Source organism: Psychrobacillus sp. MER TA 171, from assembly GCF_023713305.1.
GTDB lineage: Bacteria > Bacillota > Bacilli > Bacillales_A > Planococcaceae > Psychrobacillus.
Genome location: NZ_JAMAWN010000006.1, coordinates 103949 through 125611 on the forward strand (window position 1 = coordinate 103949; position 21663 = coordinate 125611).

A 21663-nucleotide genomic window follows, 5' to 3' on the forward strand; every position below is an offset into this window, starting at 1 on the left:
CTATACGGAAAGACCTTAATCTCCTGAACTACTGTTTAGGGGATTTTTATATATATCATTTTATTATTAAAAAATGATAATATAATGATTAACTTTTGTTATATATCACTTTAAAGTAATAAAGTGTATTGACCCTATTCTGAATAGTTTTTATAATTAACACCAATCTGTAAGGATGGAGGAAAGAGAAATGAAAGAATTTATGAGTAAATTACTTACTGGGATGAGCATTGGAATTGTTGTAGCTCTTATACCAAATGCTTTACTTGGAGAGATATTAAAACTATTAATACCACATTTTCCGTTTTTACAGCCATTATTTGATATAACCGTTTACTTAATGAGTATGCTTTCTATTTTAATCGGGATTATGGTAGGTATTACTTTTAAACTAACCCCTATTCAGACAGCTAGCGTTGGGTTAGCAGCAATGGTCGGTAGTGGGGCAGTCATGAAAACTGCTGACGGTCTTTTTGCATTGAATGGGATCGGGGTTGTTCTTAATACAGGAATTACGGCAGCTTTAGCAGTATTATTTGTGACAATGATTGGAGATAAACTAAAAGCCTATGCAATTCTTCTCATACCAACACTTACTATTATGATTCCAGGAATGGTCGGTTATCTTATATTGCCATTCATGAAGAAGTCTACTGGTTTATTAGGCGAAGGAATTGCTTATTTGACTACCTTACAGCCGGTAGTGATGGGCGCAGTAATTGCTGTGGCATTCTGTCTAATTATTTTATCGCCTATTTCGACGGTCGGTGTTGCGACTGTTATCATGCTCTCTGGAGTCGGTTCAGGTGCAGCCAACTTAGGGATAGTGGCAACCGGGGTCGGATTGGCAATTGCAAGCTACAAAGCAAATAATTTAGGGACTGCATTAGCACATGTACTCGGTTCCCCTAAAATCCAAATGCGTAACTTTTTTATGAAGCCAAAAATTGTTTTTCCGATGGTTATTAGTGCCGCCATATTGGGAGGATTAGCAGGTGTCTTAAATATACAGGGTACTCCCATGAGTGCAGGCTTTGGCCTATCTGGTCTCGTAGGTCCACTAAATTATATTAATCTAGCCGAAGGAGGTTGGAACCTTAAGAATATAACTATTATGCTTAGTACCTTTCTTATTCTTCCGATTGCATTAAATGTAGGATTGATATACTTATTCTCACGTAAACTTAAAATGATTAAAGCCCAGGATTACAAACTGGATTTCGAATAAGTGAGTTTGCGATGAATAAGACGCTGGTAAATAACTAGTCAGTAATTTAAAAGACGTGAAATCAATATAAGATTTCACGTCTTTACTTAATTTATTTATATCGACCAAATAGATCTTGTACGATGGTATAAGACTCTTTTAAGCGCTCCTCGTATTCAGGTAGATTCCACTTATCCCAAGTATAGCTATTTAGCTTTGGTAAAACATTTGCTTCCATGGAAGGCAACGTATCCTGAAGTATGTCTTGCTCATTCAGTAACAAGGCACCTACAAATATTTCATCCACAAACTTGCTGGCCTCTATTCCATCCTTGTATAAATCCCCCATGAACTCTTTTTGACTAGGGTCTTTGGCACGTAGTAATAGCCAAGGAATTCTAAGCTCGATTTTACCATCGGCTATGTAATAATCCGCTAGTGAATTATAATCACTAGCTTCTGGATTTCCATTTCCCCGTTTTAGCTTTCCTGCTTCATAGGATTCAAAGGGAAGCGTTGTTTTTTGTTGTGGCAAGTATAGTTCCTTATTTAAGGCATATTGCTCTTTTACAAATTTCCCGCTATCCAAAGAAGGAGTTGCTGGCTTTGGCTTTAGTAAGTTTAATACATGACCATATTGATAGGAGAAAAAGTCGTAATATTGATCGACGAGTAAACGAGATTCACTTTCCTTTAAATTTACTATAAAGTCTATCCCGTTTGTAAAAGATATATTAGGCAAGCCTTCAAACTTAGTATTTCCTTGATCCGGAACGACATCTAGAAGAATCATAGGGTATCCAGTAAATGACGTATCATAATCTAATCTTATATATAAATATCTTTCATCATGGTCTACATATAAAGATTGTATACTTCCGTCTTTCTTTTCATAGATCGGCTTCCCCTTCCATTCCTCTGTTTTTCCATCGACTCTAATCTTATGGCGATCAAAGCTCAAAAGACCAAACTGTTGCTCATTAGTTTGCGCATTGGACCAGTAAGGGCGTCTATCTGGATTATCATAGTCCACGGTATTCCACGTACGCTTAAACCATTCATCTTGCCAGGTGAAAACTAAGCCTCCTAAGAGCTTTTCTGCCATAATATCTTCAAATAGACGGCTAATTATTTTACCCTGCTCCTCTTCGGAATGAAAACCTTGATTCCAACCAAATGGATTTTTATGCGTTAGCCCCCTAGAGCCTGGCACTCCAAATTCCGCAATTAGTATTGGCATACGATGCACCTCGTGTAGCTCTTTTAAGTAAGCAGCATAGCTATTAAATTCACCACGGTGATCTACAAATTTTTGATAGGACTCCTCATAATTAAAGAAGTCAGGATAATAGGGGTAGACATGGTAGGAAGCGAATTGCTCAGTTAGCTTCATTTCATTTTTTGTGTAGATGACGTTAGGATCTACACCTACCAGATCCTCCTGTTCAGCTGGCTCTGCGGGATGCTCTAAAATATCCGTTGTCACCCAGTTGGTAAAGCTCATTGGTCTTACCCAGTTATAGCTCGCTTTTTCATACTTAACGATAGTATCCATTTGCTCTGCCAACCAATATTCAAACGGCCTTGCTCCCTTCGTCTCAAAATATGTACCGTCATACTCTCCTATGGAGCTGTGCTTTTCATTTGTATTTAGTACCATGTAAGGGTACCATTCGATGCCTAGAACCCATCCTGCGATATACTCAGACACATCAGCGTTGTAAACACCCGAAGCATGCCCTGGCCTTTCTTTGACTATTTTGTTTCCATGGATAACATCGACAATTGTCTTCATTTCCGTTTGAAAATCTTTCAAATTTTCTTCCTCAAAAGCGTCTAATGATTCCTCCAGCTTTTCTTCATTGATCCAAACGCCATGAAGAACATAAATTTTATTTTCATGTTCCTCGTTATAGCGTTTCAAGGCATTATAAAAGCCGGGAGGATGTAATGTATAAACGCGCACCATGTTAGCGCGCATCTCCCCTATTTGTTTGAACCAGCGATAATATTCTTCCTCGGTAATAGCTGCTTCACCGGGAAAATAGCCTGGTTTTCCCATACCGATGTTTACCCCTTTAATGGTTAAGGGCTTCCACTGGTCATTCTCATACACTTCAAATGTTTCGCCTTTTACTCTAGCGTTATAGCCCAAGCCATCTTCCATGTTGGTCCCCTCACTTGTATGGAAATCTTCCAATATTACCTCCATCATAGGAGCATACGTAGACCAGTAAAAAGCATTATCAGCAAATCTCTCAGCAAATTTATAGATGTTTGCTAGCCCCTTTAGCTGATAAAAAGCAGGAACCTTTGCTACATCATTGAAGTCACCTGCAAAATAATAACTAGATGAATTTGACTGTTCTCTTGCCAAAACTGCAGCAAATTCTGTTGGGATTGAATACTCCTCAAGTAAACTCTTACCCGCCTCTGTTAAATCCCATTGATAATTAGCTAAAACCTTTGTTCCCTCTTGCGGCACTACTATGTCAAACCAATATTTGTAATCCGCACTTTTCTCGAGATCAAATTTGGCTTTTCCATCCTTCGTAAAGGATACTTGAATTCCTTTTTCGCCAAAATGCTGATCACTTTCTAAAACAATGACATCATTTTTGTCGTTTACTAACACAAATCCTTCTCCGGTGTAGCTCCAATCTTCTACAGAGTCATACACCCAATTTGGAATCTCTTCATTGCTAGTTGGATCCAAATCTTCAAAATATCTTCCTGTCCAGCCAGTCCACTGGAGTCCTAAATAATTTTCCACACTCTCTCTAACTGGAGGTTCAGTAGGATAGGCAAAAGTATTAAATTCCGCGATTAACATGCTTTTGTCTCGATCATTTAATCTCTTTAGAATATTGTTCCACTCTTCTTGCTCCAGTCCGCCATAAGCTTCGCTACTACCCTCATGAACACCGTAAGTATCAGCCAAGTAAATGACATCATAATTCGAATAGTCATCAGGCAATGCCCGTATTTTTTCCTTATTATTTGGCGTAAACCCAAAGTAATCGGATGATGCATCATATGCTTCATCACCATTCGAATATTTTAGATGATTGAGTAGCCAAGTTAGTCCTAAATGCTCTCGGTAAGAATCATCTGATACTGTCTTATCAATAATGGCGATACTCACCTTTTCATTTGGTTCTAAAAACCACAGCATAATTGGTAGAAGTAAAATACAGAGGATAGCAATACAAACTAAATAAAATCGTTTCATCTCCACTATCCTTTCTGCGATAAGCCTTTACGCTGCATAGTTCCCCATACGTTTTTACCTAGTATAAAATGGAGCAGCCCTTCACATCTCCAAAATAACGTTAACGGCTTGTACCAAAAGATTTCCGAAAGGGATACAACGATTAACCTAAATACATCTCTAACTTTCGGGAATGCATTTGTACTCCATGCTTCTAATAATATGGATAACGCTGAAAAAATGGCTCCATAAACAACAAATAACAGCGCAAGAAGTATAGCAATCTCGTAATAGATATCTCCTAAAAAGAAGGCAATAACAATATAAATATATCCTCCCAATTCAATAACAGGTCCCAAGCATTCGACAATCCAGAAGTAAGGAAAAGAAATCATACCGATTCCTCCGTACTTTGGATTAAAGGTCATTTTTCTATGCTTCCATAAGCTTGTTATTAACCCCTGGTGCCATCTTCTTCTTTGCTTCCTTAACGTTGATAGGTCTTGAGGAGCCTCCGTCCAGCAAACCGGATCAGGCACAAATTCAATGCGTTTCTTTGATTTTTTTTCTTTAAGTAGGCGGTGAATTTTAACGACCAGCTCCATATCTTCTCCAATATTATGCTTGGAATATCCACCCGCCTCTATGACCCATTGCTTGGAGAAAACGCTAAAGGCTCCAGATATAATCAGTACTAAATTAAATTTGCTAAGTGCAATTCTTCCCATAAGAAAAGCTCTTAAATATTCTACAACCTGCATCACAACTAAGAAGTTATTCGATAGACCAGTTTTAAATATAGATCCTAATTGAATATCTGATCCATTTGCTATTCGAATATTACCTCCCGTTGCGATAACCTCACCGTTAGATAAAATAATAGGTTTCATCACCCGAAGCAAAGAAGTCTCTTCTAGGATAGAATCTCCATCAATAGAGCAAAAGTAAGGGTATCTCGAGACATTAATGCCTGCATTTAAAGCGTCAGCCTTTCCTCCATTTTTTTTATTTACCAACAGTAAGTTGGGGTGTATAACTGATTGATAAATATCGATTATAGGCTCTGTAGACAGCTGATCTCGTATAATTTTTGTTATCTTTTTCATTTTAAATTGTTCAATTACCTTCTGCTGAGTGGCATCGGTAGACCCATCATTTACTACAATTAACTCTGTTTGAGGGTATCGCAGACTTAAAAGAGAATGGATGCTATCAATCACACCTGCTTCTTCGTTGTAAGCTGGGACAATAATCGAGACGGGCTTGGAATAAATCACATCTATATAATCATCGTCTAATTCATCCTTATCGAGTTTGGATTGCTTTTTTAGCTGATGGAAAGCCATGAAAAGCATAATACTATACGTTAAAATAACGATGACCATATAAAACAATACGATTCCGGCAAAAAACAAAAGTATATAATCTAAAATATTGGCTAAGCCCATTATGGTTTAAGTCCTTTCCCTAGTGCCTCATTGGCCATATCAATTGCATACCGATCACTTGAATGCTCTATATACTCTTCTAGGCTAGTCCTGCCGCTTTTATCCCTCATCATTGTTTTGGCAGCCTGAGAGCGGACCCACCACGATTCATCCTCTAAAAGTATTTCTAAATGAGGGAGCGTATAAGAAAGTGGTAAAAGCTGAAACAATTTAGCTACCATTAGCCTTTCCTCCCAAACTGGAGATTTCACAAAAGCTAAATAATTTTCTGGATTATTAATAAATCCAATCTCATAGATCGCCCTAAGGGATTTTATTCGAATCTCAATATCCTCTTGCTGTAGTTGTACTTCTAGATGAGGCAAATACTCTATATCTCTTTTAAGCCCCAAGGTATCAATTAAGGCATAGCGGCATGTTTTAGGTAAATCTGTAATTTTATCGGTTAAGGTATCCAAAAGCTCTGCCGGAAGATTTAAAAGTAGTTTTTTATACTCATATTCTGACAGTTGAACATTACTGATCAGGATATGCTGTAAAAATAAATTCTTATTAAATAGCGAATAGATTTTCAAAAGCTGAAAGTATTCTTCTCTTGAAATCCTCTTTTTCCCGAGCTTTTCGCAATCTTTTTCAAGAGAATCAATCTTGAAATCTTCTATATGAAACATAGCATTCATTCGTTTACTCCAGCTTTTACTTTGCAGAAGCTTCAAATAGAAGTCCTTTAAGTATTCATTAGAAAATTGACTAATTTTCTCTTGAATGGATTCGTTAGAGAGATTCTTTAAGTAGGTCGAAAATATTACTTCTATGCCTATTATCTCTTCTCTACTTTTAGGAATGACCTCCGGATTAAAGGGTACCCCTTCTATTAAGTAGCGACGCCAATTCTCTTCATGCTTGCTGACATAAGATGCTATTTCCGCTTTTATTTTTACTTCTTTGACTCTCTTTATAATTAAGTAAAGACCGATAGAAACGAGTAACAATGTTAAGAGACAGATCAGTAGAAGGACAAACTTAATGGAAATTTGAATCATAGCCATAACCTTTCAAAAGTCCTTCTTATCTGTGCCTCAAAAAGTCTAATATTAAATGGTTTTATCAAATACTCATCTACCCCTATTTCGTAGGCATAGAGCATGTCCTCCTCCGATTTCTTCTTGGTCATCATGTACGTTATAAATCGTTGTTCATTAGGGAGCTGTTTAACCATATGCAAAACTTCGAGCCCATTTTTTCTAGGTAAAATATCGTTCATAATGATGATATGTGTATGGCTAGAACGATACCAATTAGATTCTAAAAAATCATACCCATCAGAGAAAGCTTTTATCTCTAATTCGAACATATCAACATTCATATTTTCCATGGAAGAGCTTAGGACATTCCGAAATATTTCATTTTCCTCTAGAATACTAACCTTAATTTTTTCTATGTCTTTTTCTTTAAATTGTGATATGTATGTTACTTCAAAGGGACTTCCAGTACTAATGACCTCATCTAAAGCTCTGTTTCCAACCTCTAATAATTCCTCAAACTCTACGCGATTGTTCCCTATCTCTATAATAGTTGCCGATAGAGTCAGAGAAGAGACAATGTTAGTGTCTGCAAACAACCTATTAAGAAAGGCTTGCGCTTCCTCCTCGCCACTTTGGGATAGTATGATACACCATTTATGAGGCTCCTTAAGCTCAAAAAGAAAATCAGTTTTTCTAATTTTGCTTCCAAGATAGGATGTTAAATCCTCTTGCTGAAATCCTAACCTTTTAAAAGAAGCCGATAAAAAAACAGCAGTAATTGTCGTACGAGAGCGAACAACATTTGCTTTTAAAACGTTAAAAAAATCTTTTATTTGATCAAAGGCTTGTTTAGAGTCATACTCGCCGTTATGTATAGTTAAGCTCATTTTAATCCCCCTAAAATTTTCCATTATTTTATTTTTGTTTACAAATAATATAATTTTACCATTTATATACCCAATTTATAGAAGATTAGACAATTTAAAATTTTCAATTGAGTAATTTCTCACAAATGTTTTTTAACAAGTATACCTAGTAGTCCAAAAGACCTCACGAACTATACCTTTGGTACAGTTTGTGAGGTCTTTTCTATGGGCTATGTAAGAAACTAATTGAACTGTAAATTATTAGGTTGAAGAAGAAAGTATATCTTGCCTCCATTCAAAAATCCCACTAGTCGTTTTGGCGTCGACGAATGGGACCTCTATTTCAAATTATTTTAATGGAATCCAAATTTCTGAATAGCAATCTGGACTGAATGGATCATCCTCTGTATACCTTTCGAACTCTGGAGTTCCTGCATGTTGATATCCGTTAGCAGGGAACCATTCAGAGAAAATTTGTTTCCAAACTTTTGTCATTGCATCAGGCATTGGACCATGTACTTCAAAAACACCCCATTTAGAAGCTGGAAGTTCGATTACTTCAAATCCTTCTTTAACGTCACCTGCATATTCTGTAGCAACCCAATAGTCAATTTTCTCATGAGGTTTTTCTACACAAATACCGAGCATTCCTTTAATTTGTCCATTATTAATTTGTACTAGCTTGTCAGTAGTGCCATCCCCATTTAATTCATCCCACATTTTAGGAATTCCGATTAAATTTCCCTCATTCTCAAGTAAAAATTCTTTTTTTATACCTATTGCTTGAAAGCCTTCACGTTCTACGATTTGATATTTCATTGGTTCTGCCCCTTTCAATCTCACCTCTATCACGAGGCGGTTATATGATTTGATCTTGCCAATATTTTTTCTAGCGTCACTTGGTGAAACCTCATGCTGACGCCTAAAGGCTTTTGAAAAAGCCTCAGGAGTATCATAGCCGTACTTAAATGCAAGGTCGATAATCTTACTGTCTGTTCTTTTTAACTCATCTGCTGCCAAAGTCAATCTTCTCCGTCGAATATATTCACCTACTGAGGTTTCTGTTAATAATCCAAATGCTCGTTGAAAATTGTATGCTGAAGAGCTTGCTTCCTTTGCAATGTCCTCTATCGAAATTTCTTCTAATAAGTTTTCTTCGATATAGTTAATTGCTTTTTGTAATGATTCTAACCAAGTTGACATGCTATTTCCTCCTTAAGTAAATAGTAAATTTATTTCAGTTTAAATACCTGTCTTTAAATGCTAGGTTCTGTCAGAATTTATTTCTATAAATAATTTTATCTTTTAATTCACCAAAATAAAGGGGCATCCTAAAAGTTACAGGGAAGTAAAACTCTTAAGTAATGTGAAATAAAGAATCTACTAGCTTTTCACTGGGAGGCAACGTGTGCTGTTTTAGCAGGAATCCCACAAAGATTGCAAAATGCAGCGTTCGAAATCCTTCAATCATTCGCTGGTGAGAATTCGATGGGGCGTTTAATGAGTGGAATAGAAGAATTGATAAAAAAAGATGCACTTAAAGTAAGGGGGGCTTTAGTAAAAAACAATAATAAAAGGCTATGTTAAAGGTTATGGTTGATTTAGGATGCAAAGAAATATTAAATCAGAGAGTAGAATTGATTTCCGCCCCAGCCGGACGCTTTCCGTGGGGTGAGCGATAAGCCATCACCCGTCGCTAACGCGCGCGGTTGTGATGTCTTATCTGTCTCACTCATCCCACTGGAGTCGCCGTCTGGCGCTCCAATCAATAAATGGGAACAGCCTTAGGATCGAAAAAGCGATAATCAATTTACTCGCATAAACAAAGCTGAAAAACTGTCACCAACCCACATTTACATCATCTATTTATGTTTTTAGCCATTTGAAAGTTCCTTTTTTAATTTTTACAGTAACTATAAAAAAGAATGGTTAGTCAAAATCAACCAATAACTTTAACAAAGCTTAATAAAAAATGAGTCAGGAAAAAAATATCCTAACTCATTTTTATGTGTATTATAAAACCAACTTACCTTTAACATATCGTATTTATTTCTTCTCTAGCCATCGAATACTTATTTATAAAATTCTTTAGGAATAGCCCCGACAAAGCGACGGTGGTATAGTAAAGGATTTTTTTCCTCATTCTTTATATCCTTAACTTCTCCTATTAATATAGTATGGTCTCCAGCGTCTACTTGTTTAAATAATGTACATTCTAAAACAGAAAGACTATTTGCTAATATCGGCTGATTTAATTCGGATGCTCGCCATTCACAGCCAGAAAAACGATCTTCCACTCGGCTGGCGAACAAATTACAAAGGTCACTTTGATCCTCTGCTAATATGTTCACCACAAACTTGTCCGCTTTTAAAAATTCTTCATATAAGAACGCTTTTTTATCAATAGACCAAAGAACAAGTAATGGATCCAAAGAGACAGAGGCAAAGGAGTTAACAGTCATTCCCATCGGCTTACCTTGTTGATCTAAAGCAGTTACCACGGTTACTCCTGTCGGGTAATTTCCCATTGCAGTCTTAAAACTTTCTATTCGTTTAGATTGGTTTTCCATCCGGCAACTTCCATTCTATTTTTCTTTCATCATAACAAATACCATTTATTGTTTCACATAATACGTTTTGTATTTAGTTTAAATTTATTTAGGACGGGTAAAGTATGAAGGAGAACAAATACTGGAGGGATTTTATATGACAGTCAAATTAACTGTAGAAAATGCCGTACAGGCTAAGCAAGAAATCGAACGATTAGAAACTCAAGGGTACCATAAAGACCATATTCATATTTTTGCACATTCAAAAGATCGTGCAGACGACGTAAATGACGCATTAGATACTTCTGATGTTGGAGTGAAGGAGATGGGATTCCTTCAATCAATGAAGAATATGTTCTCTTCACGTGGAGATGAACTACGAGCTAAAATGAGCGGTGCAGGATTAACCACTCAAGAAGCAGAAGCTGCAGAAAAAGAATTAGATCAAGGTAAATTAGTAATTATTGCTCATGATCCTAAATAAGAAGTAGAAACAGCCTCTTGTTAGACAAGGGGCTGTTTTTTAGTGTTCCAATATTGTATGAGCATTACAAAAACTACATAAATCACGGGAACTACGGCTGTAAATGTAACAAGTCCACTCCATCCAAGTCGCTCCCATAGCGGTCCTAATAAGGTACTTCCCACCCCTACCCCTATATAGTAGGAAACGAGATATAGACTGGAGGCACTTCCTTTATGATGACTCGCATCTCTACTAACGGAGGACGCTGCCAAGGAATGGGCTGTAAAAAATCCTAAGCACACTACACATAAGCCAACTACAATCATCCAAACTGAACTACTGTTTGTAAGTAAAATACCCAAACTCAGCATAAAAATTCCAGATATGAGGACCTTTCTTTGTCCTATTTTTCCTGCCATCCAGCTAGCTAACGGGGAGCCAATTACCCCAAGCCCATATGCGAAAAATATATTTGAAACAGCATCAATTGAAAGTGAAAAAGGTGAATCAGTCAGATGGAATGGTATATATGTCCAAATTCCAGTAAAAGAAAGCTGAAGCACGATTCCCAATCCGAACATTAACATCAGGGAAGGATTTTTAAAATGATAAGCAAATCCATCTAGATCATCTCTAAAGCTCGCTTCCTGAGGCTGGAAATTTCTTGAGTTAGGTAAAGTAACCAATACTAATATAAAAACAAATATGCCACTAACCGCTAAAATATAAAAAGCTATCTCCCAAGAGAAATGCTCTGTTGCATAACCTGTCACGACGCGCCCTATCATTCCTCCTAAAGCATTACAGGATATATATAGGGCGGTTGCTACACTCAAAAATTTCCTATCTATTTCCTCACTTATATAGGCTAACGCTGCAGCTGGCACTCCAGCAAGTAGGAAGCCCTGGATAAATCGTAAAATAATAATCCACACAAAATTATCCGAAAGAGTCATAAGAAAAAAAGGTATCACCGAGCCAATTATAGAAAATCTAACGAAATTAGTTCTGCCAATCCGATCAGAGAAAAAACCTAAAACGATTAAACCAATTATAAGACCCACTGTTGTTAAGGACATCATCATACTAGAGTAAGAAACCTTAACGTCAAACTCCTTCGTAAACATCGGAAGTATTGGTTGAACTGAATACATAGAACCGAATATAAACATGGACGCTAAGCCCAGGCTCCCTACTATTTTCCAAAATTGAAAATCTCTAATAGAATATCCTTTAAAATTACTTGAATCACTCAATATTATCCCATTCTTTCAGGAAGCTTCAAAAATAGCTGAAGCAACAAGAACCCCAACTTTTTCTTAATCAAAACCCCTCACTACAATTCCCTCAAGTGAGCAGTCAATACTAGCTCCATATTAATTGTCATAATTATAGCAAAATTCATTAGGTTAATGTTAAAGAATATCAACAACGTCAATTAAACTTTCTCCCAACTGAAAATTTAAGATACGTTAGCCCTTTGTATTTTACTCCAATTTAATGCACAATAAATATATGAATCTTGAAGAGGTGAAAATGTGAAACCAGTCATACTCGCTGAGAAGCCAAGTCAAGCGAAGGCATATGCAGACGCTTTTTCAGTAAAACGCCATGAAGGCTATATTGAAATTCTCCCCTCACCTATCTTTCCCGAAGGAGCTTTTATTACTTGGGGAATTGGGCATCTAGTAGAATTGAAGGAACCTAAAGCATACGATCCTAAGTGGAATAGATGGTCACTCGCTAGCCTTCCGATATTACCTGAACGCTATGAATTTCAAGTAGCTAAAGGAAAAGCAAAGCAATTTACGATAGTGAAAAAACTCATCAAATCTACCGATACAGTCATTAATGCATGCGATGTTGACCGCGAAGGCTCTAATATCTTTTATAGTATTTATAACCAAACAGGCGCTAGAGGGAAAACGATTAAACGTTTATGGATTAACTCACTAGAAGTAGATGAAGTTCGTAAAGGCTTTACTAACCTGCAGAACAATCAAAAGGACTTACTCATGTATGAAGAGGCAAAAGCTAGACAAATCAGTGATTGGCTTGTTGGTATGAATGCTTCTCGCCTATACTCCCTTTTATTAAAGGAACAAGGCATACAAGACGTATTTCCCATAGGACGCGTTCAATCCCCTACACTATATTTGATTTATCAGCGTCATATGGAGATCGAGAACTTTGTTTCAGAGCCCTTTTATGAAATAGAAGCATTATTTACTGCAGAGCATGGAAGCTATAAGGGAAAAGCAAAAGCAAAAGAGCCTAAAAGGGAAATTATTCGAGCGCTTTTAGCTAAGCATGATATTCAGCCTAATTCGCCAGGTGTGATTACCTCTGTAGTAAAACAGGACAAGAGAATTCCACCGCCACAGCTACATTCATTATCGACATTACAGGCTACAGCTAATAGATTGTGGAAAATCAGTCCAGCAGATGTGTTAAAAACGATGCAGGGACTATATGAAAAAAAGTTAGTCACTTATCCTAGAACTGATTCTCGTCACATTACTCCAAATGAGTTTGCCTATATCGTCGGACAAGTGGAGGAGTACCAAAAACTAATAAATAAACCGTTCCCAATAGCCTCTCGCTCTCCAAAAAAACGTTATGTGGATAGCTCAAAGGTACAGGAGCATTATGCTATTATCCCAACTAAAAAGATTCCATCTCAATCTGTACTTGCCAGACTGTCACCGATAGAGAGAAATCTTTACGAGGAAATTATTCGTACGACGCTCGGGATGTTTCATACGGACTATCTTTATACAGAAACAAAGGTTACCACTGAGGTAAACGGATTGCTATTCTTTACAATAGGCAAAACAGAGGTCGACAAAGGCTGGAAGGCTCTTTTTATTCAGTCATCTAATGAAAAGGAAAAAGAAGAACCAACGCTTCCTCCTTTAACCGAGCAGGAATCAGTAGCAAGTAAGATTGAAATTAAAGAAGGCAAGACAACTCCTCCAAAACCATATACAGAGGGTCAATTAATCGCAATGATGAAAACCTGCGGTAAGCTAATAGAAGATAAAGATGAAACGGAGATTTTAAAGGAAGTAGAAGGTCTAGGAACCGAGGCCACGAGAAGTGGAATTATTGAAACCTTAAAAAGACATAACTATATAAAGGTAACCAAAAATATAGTTTCTATTACTGATAAAGGGCGTGTTCTTTGTCAGGCTATTGAAGGAAACCTTCTCTCCAGCCCTTCTATGACTGCTAAATGGGAAAACTATTTACGGAAAATAGGAAATGGGGAAGGCTCTCAAGATCGTTTTCTTGGTAGCATAGCTAAGTTTATCTATAGCCTGATTAATGAAACACCTACCCAACTTAAAACCAAAAACATTACGATCAAGCTTCCTCCAAGAGAACCAAGTTCGAAATATGCAAAGTTTAAGCAGGAACCGATTGCTCCATGCCCTAAATGTGGACAAGGATCCATTGTAGCACGTAAAAATTTTTACGGCTGTACCAATTATAAAAATGGGTGTACTCAAACATTTAATGGATTTTTCTTAAAGAAAAAAATTACTCCCAGTCAAATCAAGCTGCTTTGTACAAAAGGAATAACAAACACTATCAAGGGGTTTGAAGCTGAAAATGGTCAAAAGTTTGATGCAAAGCTTGCTCTAGAAGAAGGCAAAGTAAAACTAGAGTTTAAATAACCCAGACTGTTTATATGTTAAAGAGTGAAAGGAACCGAGCCATTTACCTCGATTCCTTTCGCTTTTTCTTTTATTCAAATGGATAGGCGTACGCTGTCTCACCAAGACGTCCTTTTGTAGTAACGGCTTGAGATAAGGAGTTTACAATCGCCTCCTCTGTCACTTCTGCTGCAGCTTGGAACAGATCATTCATGACAGCATGATCATCCCTTAGGACACTCCTTGGTTCCACGCTGTTTTCGGAGACATGTGGTATTTTATGAGCAGTTGAAAATGCAATAACAATATCGCCACTTCCATTGCTAAAGTGACTCCCTGTCCTTCCTAAGCCAATACCACAACGCTTGGCCACTCGCTTGAGCTGACTATTTCCTAGAGGTACATCTGTTGCTAAAACAATTATTATGGAGCCATCTGCAGGTGTAGGATACGACGGTACGGAACTATCTTCCTTTGCTTTATACCGTTCTGCCTGGAACTCTTCTTTCTTTCCAAAGTTACTTAGCACCATGCACCCAATGGTATAGGCGGTATCGCTTGATGTATCATACACTATCCTGGAGGATGATCCTATCCCTCCTTTGTGACCGAAACAAATCATTCCTTTACCAGCTCCAACTGCTCCTTCTATAGAAGCCTCTGAAGTAGCATTTTGGATTGCATCTATTGCATGTTTAGGTTCCACTGGAAGTTCACGTATAGAATTTAGCCTACCATCGTTACACTCTCCGACCACAATATTAATTGTCCCAGTAGAGACCCCGATATCGGGATTTTCTTTTAGCATATACGCCAAAGTACCTTGAGTGACCGCTGGGACGCCAAATGTATTGGTGAGCATAATAGGAGCCTCAATCACCCCTAACTCATCCACCTGCACTAGACCAGTTGTTTTACCAAAGCCATTTAATATATAGCTAGCTCCGATAACTTTTTGATGAAATAGGTTTTCGCCATGTGGAAGTATAGCAGTGACTCCTGTACAAGCATGCTCACCCTCTTGAAGTTGATGATCAAGCGTTACATGACCCACTTGGACACCCTCTACATCTGTAATACAATTTTTTGGGCCCACTGGTAGCTTTCCGATTGTCACACCACGTTGTCGTATTTTCATTTGCTTCATATTTTATCCCCTTATTTTAGCTACTTCCATCCACCTATTTTGATAAGCAGATTTTATGAACTCAGGTTTTTCTCCATATATTTGAATGATATCCTTAATCTCTTCTGCCCAATAGGTTTCGTTTTGATTAATGGCCAGACTAGGATAACCTGATCCCCTTTGTAAATAGTCGGAGCTTGCAACTAAATACCATTTTTCATCTTCCATTGGAATCTCTTTTAAATAGATAGTTTTAATATGTTTACCATCGTGCTCAATTTTTAGTCCAGACACGTGTAATCTGCCCACAAATCTCCCCCTAAAACCTGGACCTCTACCCTCGGCCAAGCAAACCTGGGCATCTAAGGATGATTGCAGTGCTTCCTGAATATGTTTTCCTTGAATCTCAAAAAGAGTAGGATTCAAGGGAGAAGGACAAATTTCTATTAGTTTTTTTCTAGACATCTCATGGAAGATACCTGCATTACAAATACCACTGTTAATAAGTCCAATGTCTGCCTTTAGCATATCCTTCACTCCATCAGCAATCAGATTACTAATAGGATTCTCCTCCACTACATCGTGCCAAAGAGGATTCTCTAAGGTATATAGCGGTCGACTTAATACGTTAACTGCCTTTGTTTTATTCACTTTTAAAACTGAAATAACCTGAGGGTCCTCTTGTATTTCTTTCGTTGATATAGTCTGTGAGTGGATTAGGTCGACCTTTCCTCTTGTCACTTCTATTTCAACTATTCCTAGGTACTCCCCATAGTTACCAGCACTATTCATAATCGTATTATTAATTAACTTCGCTTCAGTGAATAGTTTATGGTCATGAGCTGATATGATAATATCAATTTCCTCTATTTCATTGGCTAACGGTTCATCTGCAAATGTGCCCACGTGGCTTAACAGAATACATACGTCATATTTCCCTTTGTTTCTTTGAATCTCTTCCTTGATAGCAACCGTATAATCACTCATGTAGAGGCCAAGACCCTCGTTAAACACTCCCATATCAGGGGAAGAGCCTGTAATGAGGAGACGCAAACCGTTCTTTTCTAGAATCGTACTCTTACATACTCCCTTTATAGCTGTTAAATCTTTTTTCACTAAATTGTTACTTATAAAAGGAATTGAGCTATTACTAGCCATATGTTCTAGCGTATCGACTCCGTTGAACATTTCGTTGTTACCGATTGTAATTGCATCATAACCACCAGCCTCTAGTAGCTCGAGGGCCGCTATCCCCCTAGTCCCCTGTAGCTCGATGCTTTTAAAATCTGCAAAATCTCCTCCATCTAATACAATCGTATTTTCATCTCGATGCTTTCGAATTAAAGAAACGATCTTTTTATAATTATCAAATTGACTATGTATATCATTCGTATGTAAGATTTTTAATCTTGTCATGAGCTATGTCTCCCCCTAATTATTCTCCTATCATATCATATTCTAATAATTCCATTAACTCTAATATTTTCAAAATTTAAGCGTATTCCAATGTAATTAGGGAATAATTTTTACATAAGACTATTTAGGAGGTAATCAAATGGAAGTATTAAAAGTAAACGGTGAGTTAGATAAGAAAAAACTAGCTATTAGCATTCTAGTACCTGTTATAGGAGGTTCTATTACAGGCTGGTTAGCCAATCGTAATGCACAAAAAAAATACAAAAAGCTTAAACAGCCTTCCTTCGCTCCCCCTGCTCCTGTCTTCCCTATAGTATGGACGTCCTTATACGCAATGATGGGACTAGCCAAATATCGAGCTGATCAAAAAGTTCAACAAGGGGATAAGGAATCACCTGCAATTCCTCTCTATGACTTACAGCTAGGTTTAAATTTCTTATGGTCTTTCTTGTTTTTCCGTTGGGGTCTTAGAGGAACAGCACTTATTGAAATGACCATTTTATTAGGTGCCATAGCCATGACAGCATATGAATTCCAAAAGAAAGATACTACTGCCGGCGCATTAATGGTACCGTACATCGGATGGGTAACCTTTGCCTTAGGATTAAACTTTGCAGTATGGAAGTTAAATAAATAACTAATAAACCCCAAATTGTATAAATCAATCTGGGGTTTGTTTGTTCATTTGTTTTGATATACTTAATGCAATAGATAAACACATTAGGGAGTGACAATATGAAAAATATAAAACTATCAATGATGGAAGCAGTTTTACTAGAATCCTTACGAAGTAATGGCGTGTCCAATCAGGAGCTACTTAATAATTTGGATGGTCGTTCCTGGGAGGAGACTTTTTCTACCGAATATGAAGCACTACTTAATATTTATAGCCAAGATAAACAACAATTTATTGAGCTCTTGGAAAATGGCTACTCCGTCAAATTTATCACTTTTAATGGGTTAAAGAACTTACTTAAAATGAAATTCAACAAACTAGAGGAACAGGATTATAAAATTGTCGATAATACGTTTGAATTATTAGAGCTTAACCCACAACAATTAAGTACTCTAAGGCAGCTTCTTTCTATCAACTGGACAGTAGAGGAGCACGAACGAGAAGGTTTAGACACTGACTCGATTCTGGTTAAATTAAAGCCTGTTGTGGTGTCTGAATAATTAGAAATAAGTGACTCCAAGTAAGGAACTGTAATTTTCAGTTCTTTTTTTAGCTATGGTGGATGAGTGAAACAAGTATAAATTCATAAATTAATAAGTAGATTTGATTTCCGCGCCAGCCGGACGCTTTCCGCGGGGTGAGCGATAAGCCATCACCCATCGCTAGCGCGCGTGGTTGTGATGTCTTACCTGTCTCACTCATCCCGTAGGAGTCGCCGTCTGGCGCTCCAATCAATAAATGGAATCGGCTTTCATTCGTCGATAAACTCTATTTATATAAAAAAAATCACATAAACAAAGTCGGAAAAAGGACTTCAACCAAATTACTTAATCTATTTATGTTTTTAATAGTCATTTTTTAATTACTATAGTTGGTTGCTTGATGTAGTTTCAACTCCAAATCAGCCCACATATACTCTTTTGTTTTTTCATCCCAATTGAATATTAAAGCCATATATTCAATAATCTCTAGCTTCCATTTTTGTACAGAAGAAACGTTAAATAAGATGCTTCCTGTCCTTCTTAATAAATAATCTACTGGAGTCATAGCCATCTCATGCTCAATAGCATATTGAAGAGTTAGTTTAATAACCAATGGTAAATTTGTTTCTTTAAAAACCTTGTCTGCTAATCGTAAAATTTCATCCGTGTTAGTACCATACATTGCAGCCAGCTTAACTGCCTCTTTATTGGTTAAGCCAAGATCTACTAAGTCTTTTGCTTTCTTTGCTGTATAACTAGCATAGTCCATTAAATTATCAAATTCTCCGCCAGATAGTTTTAAATTTTTGGTTATAGAATGGCCAACTATAATACCTTCATTCTTCAAATCCTTACATAATATATCAGTAATAGTCTCGGCCATTTTTCGGTATCCAGTCAACTTTCCACCTGCAATCGTTATAAGACCAGTTTCAGATGTCCAAATTTCATCCTTCCTTGAAATTTCAGAAGGTCCCTTTCCTTCCTCTCGAATCAATGGTCTAACTCCTGCCCAACTAGACTCAATGTCATCTATCGTTACTTTTATATCAGGAAACATAAAATGAATACTTTGAATTAAATATTCTTGATCATTCTTTTCAATACACGGATTAACTAAATCACCCTCAAATATAGTATCTGTTGTCCCAACATACGTTTTACCATCTCTAGGAATAGCAAATACCATTCTTCCATCTGGTGTATCAAAGTAAACGGCCTGTCTTAATGGAAATCGTTGCTGATCTATTACTATATGAATTCCCTTTGTATGCAACAAACCTTTACCTGCTATTTTTTTATCTAAACTAATTACTTTTTCAACCCAAGGTCCTGATGCATTAACTATTTTTCTCCCGAAAATATTTATTTTAGTTTCTGAAAATTGATCTATCACAGTTATTCCACGAATCTTTCCATCATCCGTATAAATCATCTTCTCTGCTTTTACATAATTAAGTAAGTCTGCTCCTTTTTCAAAAGCCTTTTTTGCAACTTCTATCGTAAGCCTTGCATCATCAGTTCTATATTCGACATAATACCCTCCACCTAATAAACTTTCTTGCTTAAGTAAGGGTTCTTTTTGAATAGTCTCATTCCTATTTAACATTTTTCTTCTTTCATGTCTTTTAACTCCTGCTAAAAAGTCATATACCAATAATCCGACAGAAGTCGAATATTTTCCAAATGTCCCTTTTTTATAGATAGGTAATAGCATCCACTCTGGATGAGTAACATGAGGGGCATTTAAATAAACAATTTCTCTTTCCTTACCAACATCAGCAACCATTTTTACTTCTAACTGTTTTAGGTATCGAAGACCGCCATGGACTAATTTGGTTGACCTACTGGAAGTTCCTGCAGCAAAATCCTGCATCTCTACTACTAATACCTTTAAACCCCTCGTGACACAATCTAAAGCTACTCCAGTTCCAGTAATGCCTCCGCCAATAACTATGACGTCATATGTAGTTCCCTCAAGGGTTGATAATAGTACGTTTCTTTCTTCATATGAAAATTTCTTCATTTTTATCTCCTTCACATTAAAAAGACCATTACAATAAACTTGCCCTAGGCAAGTATTGTAATGGTCTTCTCTGAATTCTCTGACCAATTTTATATTATTTAGAAAAATTTAAATATGATATAATCATAATAACCAAAAGATAGAAAAGGTGAGCACTTATGAGTTTAGTAGACATGGTAGAGTCCCAAATAATTGCTGCAGTGACTAATGAGCAGGATTTAAAGCAAGCAATTACCAGTAAGGCGAATATTGTCTTTCTTCTTACTGGAAATCTGATGACAGCAGGCGAACACATAAATAAAATAAAGCAGGCAAACAAATACGTTTTCATTCACTTAGATTTCATAGATGGCATTTCTAGCTCAAAAACGGCTTTAACCTTCGTAGCAGATCAATGGAAACCGACTGGTATTATTACTACAAAGAGCCATGTAGTAAAGTTGGCTAAAGAAGTAGGACTAATGACAATCCAACGTATTTTTTTGCTCGATCGTAATGCAGTTACTAAAGGAATAGAAATGGTTAATTCCTGTCGTCCAGATGCTGTAGAAGTGATGCCTGGTATTATGCCAAAGGTAATTGACCAGCTTTGTACAAGTCTTACTTTCCCTATAATAGCTGGTGGCCTTATAGATAACATTTCAGAGGTACATCAAGCCTTAGAAAATGGAGCTTTAGCAATTTCCGCTGGAGTACCGGAGATGTGGAATTTTAATTTATAAAGAAAGTATATTCCTTACACTCTCTAAAATATATTTAGGTTTATGTTCAGGATTTTCTAACATGGTTGGTGTTGTAATTCCTGTCATAACTAAAACAGATTGCATCCCAGCATCATTTCCCATTTTTATATCAGTTTCTAATCGATCACCAATCATAAAACAATTGCAAGCTTCCATCTGCAAAACGTTATTTAGTACATAATCTGCCATAAGTGCGGACGGTTTTCCCGTGATGATTTTGATCGGCTCTCCTGTTGCTCCTTCTAGAGCACCGATCATTGCTCCACAGTCAGGTATTTCCCCTCCACTAACGGGACAGGTTCGGTCAGGATTCGTAGCTATAATTTTTGCTCCATTTCTCCACGCTTGATATGCCTGGTTTAGCTTGTCGTAATTAAACTCCCTGTCCCATCCTAAAACGACATGGGAAGCTTTAGCGGAGAAATCCGCTAATTTTATGTTTCCTTCCCTAAGTTCTTCAAATAGTGGTGCTTCTCCAATTGCATATACCGAGTCTTCTGGTTTCATAACCTTTTTTAAATACAGAGCAGTAATATAATTTGAGTTAATAACTTCCTCTAATCTCACTTCAATGTCTAAAGCTTTTAACTTTTCTACATAATCTTTTCTACTTGCAATAGATTTGTTTGTAAGAAATACTACTTTGTCCCCTCTTTCCTTCAAACTTTTAATAGCCTCTGGGACTCCAGGGATTATCTCATTATCAATATAAATAGTTCCATCTAAATCAAAAATATATCCATTCAAATTTTTCACTCCAATA

General features: G+C 36.9%; 17 protein-coding genes. 6 read left to right on the forward strand and 11 right to left on the reverse strand.

Going from position 1 to position 21663, the window contains the following annotated elements; translation table 11 throughout:
* Positions 1–190: 190 nt before the first annotated feature.
* Positions 191–1228, forward strand: a complete 1038-nt coding sequence (locus M3627_RS07880; protein ID WP_169359051.1) for a PTS sugar transporter subunit IIC — start codon at positions 191–193, stop codon at positions 1226–1228.
* Positions 1229–1319: 91 nt separating this feature from the next.
* On the opposite strand, the gene M3627_RS07885 is transcribed toward M3627_RS07880, so the two are convergent.
* The 6 genes from M3627_RS07885 to M3627_RS07910 all read right to left on the reverse strand — a co-directional run bounded on the left by M3627_RS07885 (position 1320) and on the right by M3627_RS07910 (position 10327).
* Positions 1320–4439: a hypothetical protein gene (locus M3627_RS07885; protein WP_251553546.1), complete on the reverse strand. Its 3120-nt coding sequence runs from the start codon at positions 4437–4439 to the stop codon at positions 1320–1322.
* Positions 4440–4444: 5 nt separating this feature from the next.
* Positions 4445–5866, reverse strand: coding sequence for a glycosyltransferase family 2 protein (locus M3627_RS07890; RefSeq protein ID WP_251553547.1), 1422 nt, complete (start codon positions 5864–5866; stop codon positions 4445–4447).
* The gene (locus tag M3627_RS07895; protein WP_251553548.1) at positions 5866–6915 is read right to left on the reverse strand and encodes a HEAT repeat domain-containing protein; all 1050 of its coding nucleotides are present in this window, start codon (positions 6913–6915) and stop codon (positions 5866–5868) included. The genes M3627_RS07890 and M3627_RS07895 overlap by 1 nt, the downstream gene beginning before the upstream one ends.
* Positions 6906–7778: a response regulator transcription factor gene (locus M3627_RS07900; RefSeq protein ID WP_251553549.1), complete on the reverse strand. Its 873-nt coding sequence runs from the start codon at positions 7776–7778 to the stop codon at positions 6906–6908. Before M3627_RS07900 ends, M3627_RS07895 begins: the two co-directional genes overlap by 10 nt.
* Before the next feature lie 327 nt (positions 7779–8105).
* A complete protein-coding gene (locus M3627_RS07905; RefSeq protein ID WP_251553550.1) occupies positions 8106–8960 on the reverse strand; it encodes an effector binding domain-containing protein in 855 nt (284 codons plus the stop codon).
* Between the two features lie 869 nt (positions 8961–9829).
* Entirely contained in the window at positions 9830–10327 is a 498-nt protein-coding gene (locus M3627_RS07910; protein ID WP_169359057.1) for a flavin reductase family protein, read from the reverse strand.
* Positions 10328–10463: 136 nt separating this feature from the next.
* Here M3627_RS07910 and M3627_RS07915 point away from each other — a divergent pair, with 136 nt between their 5' ends.
* On the forward strand, positions 10464–10790 hold the full coding sequence (locus M3627_RS07915; RefSeq protein ID WP_169359058.1) for a YflT domain-containing protein: 327 nt from the start codon (positions 10464–10466) through the stop codon (positions 10788–10790).
* Between the two features lie 20 nt (positions 10791–10810).
* Here the strand turns inward: M3627_RS07915 and M3627_RS07920 are convergent, their stop codons facing one another.
* Positions 10811–12028: an MFS transporter gene (locus M3627_RS07920; protein ID WP_285841668.1), complete on the reverse strand. Its 1218-nt coding sequence runs from the start codon at positions 12026–12028 to the stop codon at positions 10811–10813.
* A gap of 282 nt (positions 12029–12310) precedes the next feature.
* Here M3627_RS07920 and M3627_RS07925 point away from each other — a divergent pair, with 282 nt between their 5' ends.
* Positions 12311–14452, forward strand: a complete 2142-nt coding sequence (locus M3627_RS07925; RefSeq protein WP_251553552.1) for a type IA DNA topoisomerase — start codon at positions 12311–12313, stop codon at positions 14450–14452.
* 70 nt (positions 14453–14522) lie between these two features.
* On the opposite strand, the gene M3627_RS07930 is transcribed toward M3627_RS07925, so the two are convergent.
* Positions 14523–15569 (reverse strand): DmpA family aminopeptidase, encoded by a 1047-nt coding sequence (locus M3627_RS07930; RefSeq protein ID WP_251553625.1) that lies wholly within the window; start codon positions 15567–15569, stop codon positions 14523–14525.
* Between the two features lie 12 nt (positions 15570–15581).
* Positions 15582–16973 carry a bifunctional metallophosphatase/5'-nucleotidase gene (locus tag M3627_RS07935; RefSeq protein WP_251553553.1) on the reverse strand — a complete coding sequence of 464 codons (1392 nt, stop codon included), beginning with the start codon at positions 16971–16973 and terminating at the stop codon, positions 15582–15584.
* A gap of 139 nt (positions 16974–17112) precedes the next feature.
* Between M3627_RS07935 and M3627_RS07940 the strand changes: the two genes are divergently transcribed.
* The gene (locus tag M3627_RS07940; protein ID WP_251553554.1) at positions 17113–17610 is read left to right on the forward strand and encodes a TspO/MBR family protein; all 498 of its coding nucleotides are present in this window, start codon (positions 17113–17115) and stop codon (positions 17608–17610) included.
* A 98-nt stretch (positions 17611–17708) separates the two neighbouring features.
* Complete coding sequence (locus M3627_RS07945; protein ID WP_251553555.1) at positions 17709–18149, forward strand: restriction endonuclease subunit S domain-containing protein; 441 nt, start codon at positions 17709–17711, stop codon at positions 18147–18149.
* A 358-nt stretch (positions 18150–18507) separates the two neighbouring features.
* Here the strand turns inward: M3627_RS07945 and M3627_RS07950 are convergent, their stop codons facing one another.
* Complete coding sequence (locus tag M3627_RS07950) at positions 18508–20157, reverse strand: glycerol-3-phosphate dehydrogenase/oxidase (RefSeq protein WP_251553556.1); 1650 nt, start codon at positions 20155–20157, stop codon at positions 18508–18510.
* Positions 20158–20315: 158 nt separating this feature from the next.
* Between M3627_RS07950 and M3627_RS07955 the strand changes: the two genes are divergently transcribed.
* Positions 20316–20879 (forward strand): glycerol-3-phosphate responsive antiterminator, encoded by a 564-nt coding sequence (locus M3627_RS07955; RefSeq protein WP_251553557.1) that lies wholly within the window; start codon positions 20316–20318, stop codon positions 20877–20879.
* On the opposite strand, the gene M3627_RS07960 is transcribed toward M3627_RS07955, so the two are convergent.
* Positions 20874–21656 (reverse strand): HAD-IIA family hydrolase, encoded by a 783-nt coding sequence (locus tag M3627_RS07960; RefSeq protein ID WP_342567461.1) that lies wholly within the window; start codon positions 21654–21656, stop codon positions 20874–20876. The genes M3627_RS07955 and M3627_RS07960 overlap by 6 nt on opposite strands.
* Positions 21657–21663 lie beyond the last annotated feature (7 nt).

Excerpts from the sequence above, each read along its gene's own strand:
- M3627_RS07880 (WP_169359051.1), top strand. The coding sequence starts at position 191 with ATGAAAGAATTTATGAGTAAATTACTTACTGGGATGAGCATTGGAATT.
- M3627_RS07885 (WP_251553546.1), bottom strand. The coding sequence starts at position 4,439 with ATGAAACGATTTTATTTAGTTTGTATTGCTATCCTCTGTATTTTACTT.
- M3627_RS07890 (WP_251553547.1), bottom strand. The coding sequence starts at position 5,866 with ATGGGCTTAGCCAATATTTTAGATTATATACTTTTGTTTTTTGCCGGA.
- M3627_RS07895 (WP_251553548.1), bottom strand. The coding sequence starts at position 6,915 with ATGGCTATGATTCAAATTTCCATTAAGTTTGTCCTTCTACTGATCTGT.
- M3627_RS07900 (WP_251553549.1), bottom strand. The coding sequence starts at position 7,778 with ATGAGCTTAACTATACATAACGGCGAGTATGACTCTAAACAAGCCTTT.
- M3627_RS07905 (WP_251553550.1), bottom strand. The coding sequence starts at position 8,960 with ATGTCAACTTGGTTAGAATCATTACAAAAAGCAATTAACTATATCGAA.
- M3627_RS07910 (WP_169359057.1), bottom strand. The coding sequence starts at position 10,327 with ATGGAAAACCAATCTAAACGAATAGAAAGTTTTAAGACTGCAATGGGA.
- M3627_RS07915 (WP_169359058.1), top strand. The coding sequence starts at position 10,464 with ATGACAGTCAAATTAACTGTAGAAAATGCCGTACAGGCTAAGCAAGAA.
- M3627_RS07930 (WP_251553625.1), bottom strand. The coding sequence starts at position 15,569 with ATGAAAATACGACAACGTGGTGTGACAATCGGAAAGCTACCAGTGGGC.
- M3627_RS07935 (WP_251553553.1), bottom strand. The coding sequence starts at position 16,973 with ATGACAAGATTAAAAATCTTACATACGAATGATATACATAGTCAATTT.
- M3627_RS07940 (WP_251553554.1), top strand. The coding sequence starts at position 17,113 with ATGGAAGTATTAAAAGTAAACGGTGAGTTAGATAAGAAAAAACTAGCT.
- M3627_RS07945 (WP_251553555.1), top strand. The coding sequence starts at position 17,709 with ATGAAAAATATAAAACTATCAATGATGGAAGCAGTTTTACTAGAATCC.
- M3627_RS07950 (WP_251553556.1), bottom strand. The coding sequence starts at position 20,157 with ATGAAGAAATTTTCATATGAAGAAAGAAACGTACTATTATCAACCCTT.
- M3627_RS07955 (WP_251553557.1), top strand. The coding sequence starts at position 20,316 with ATGAGTTTAGTAGACATGGTAGAGTCCCAAATAATTGCTGCAGTGACT.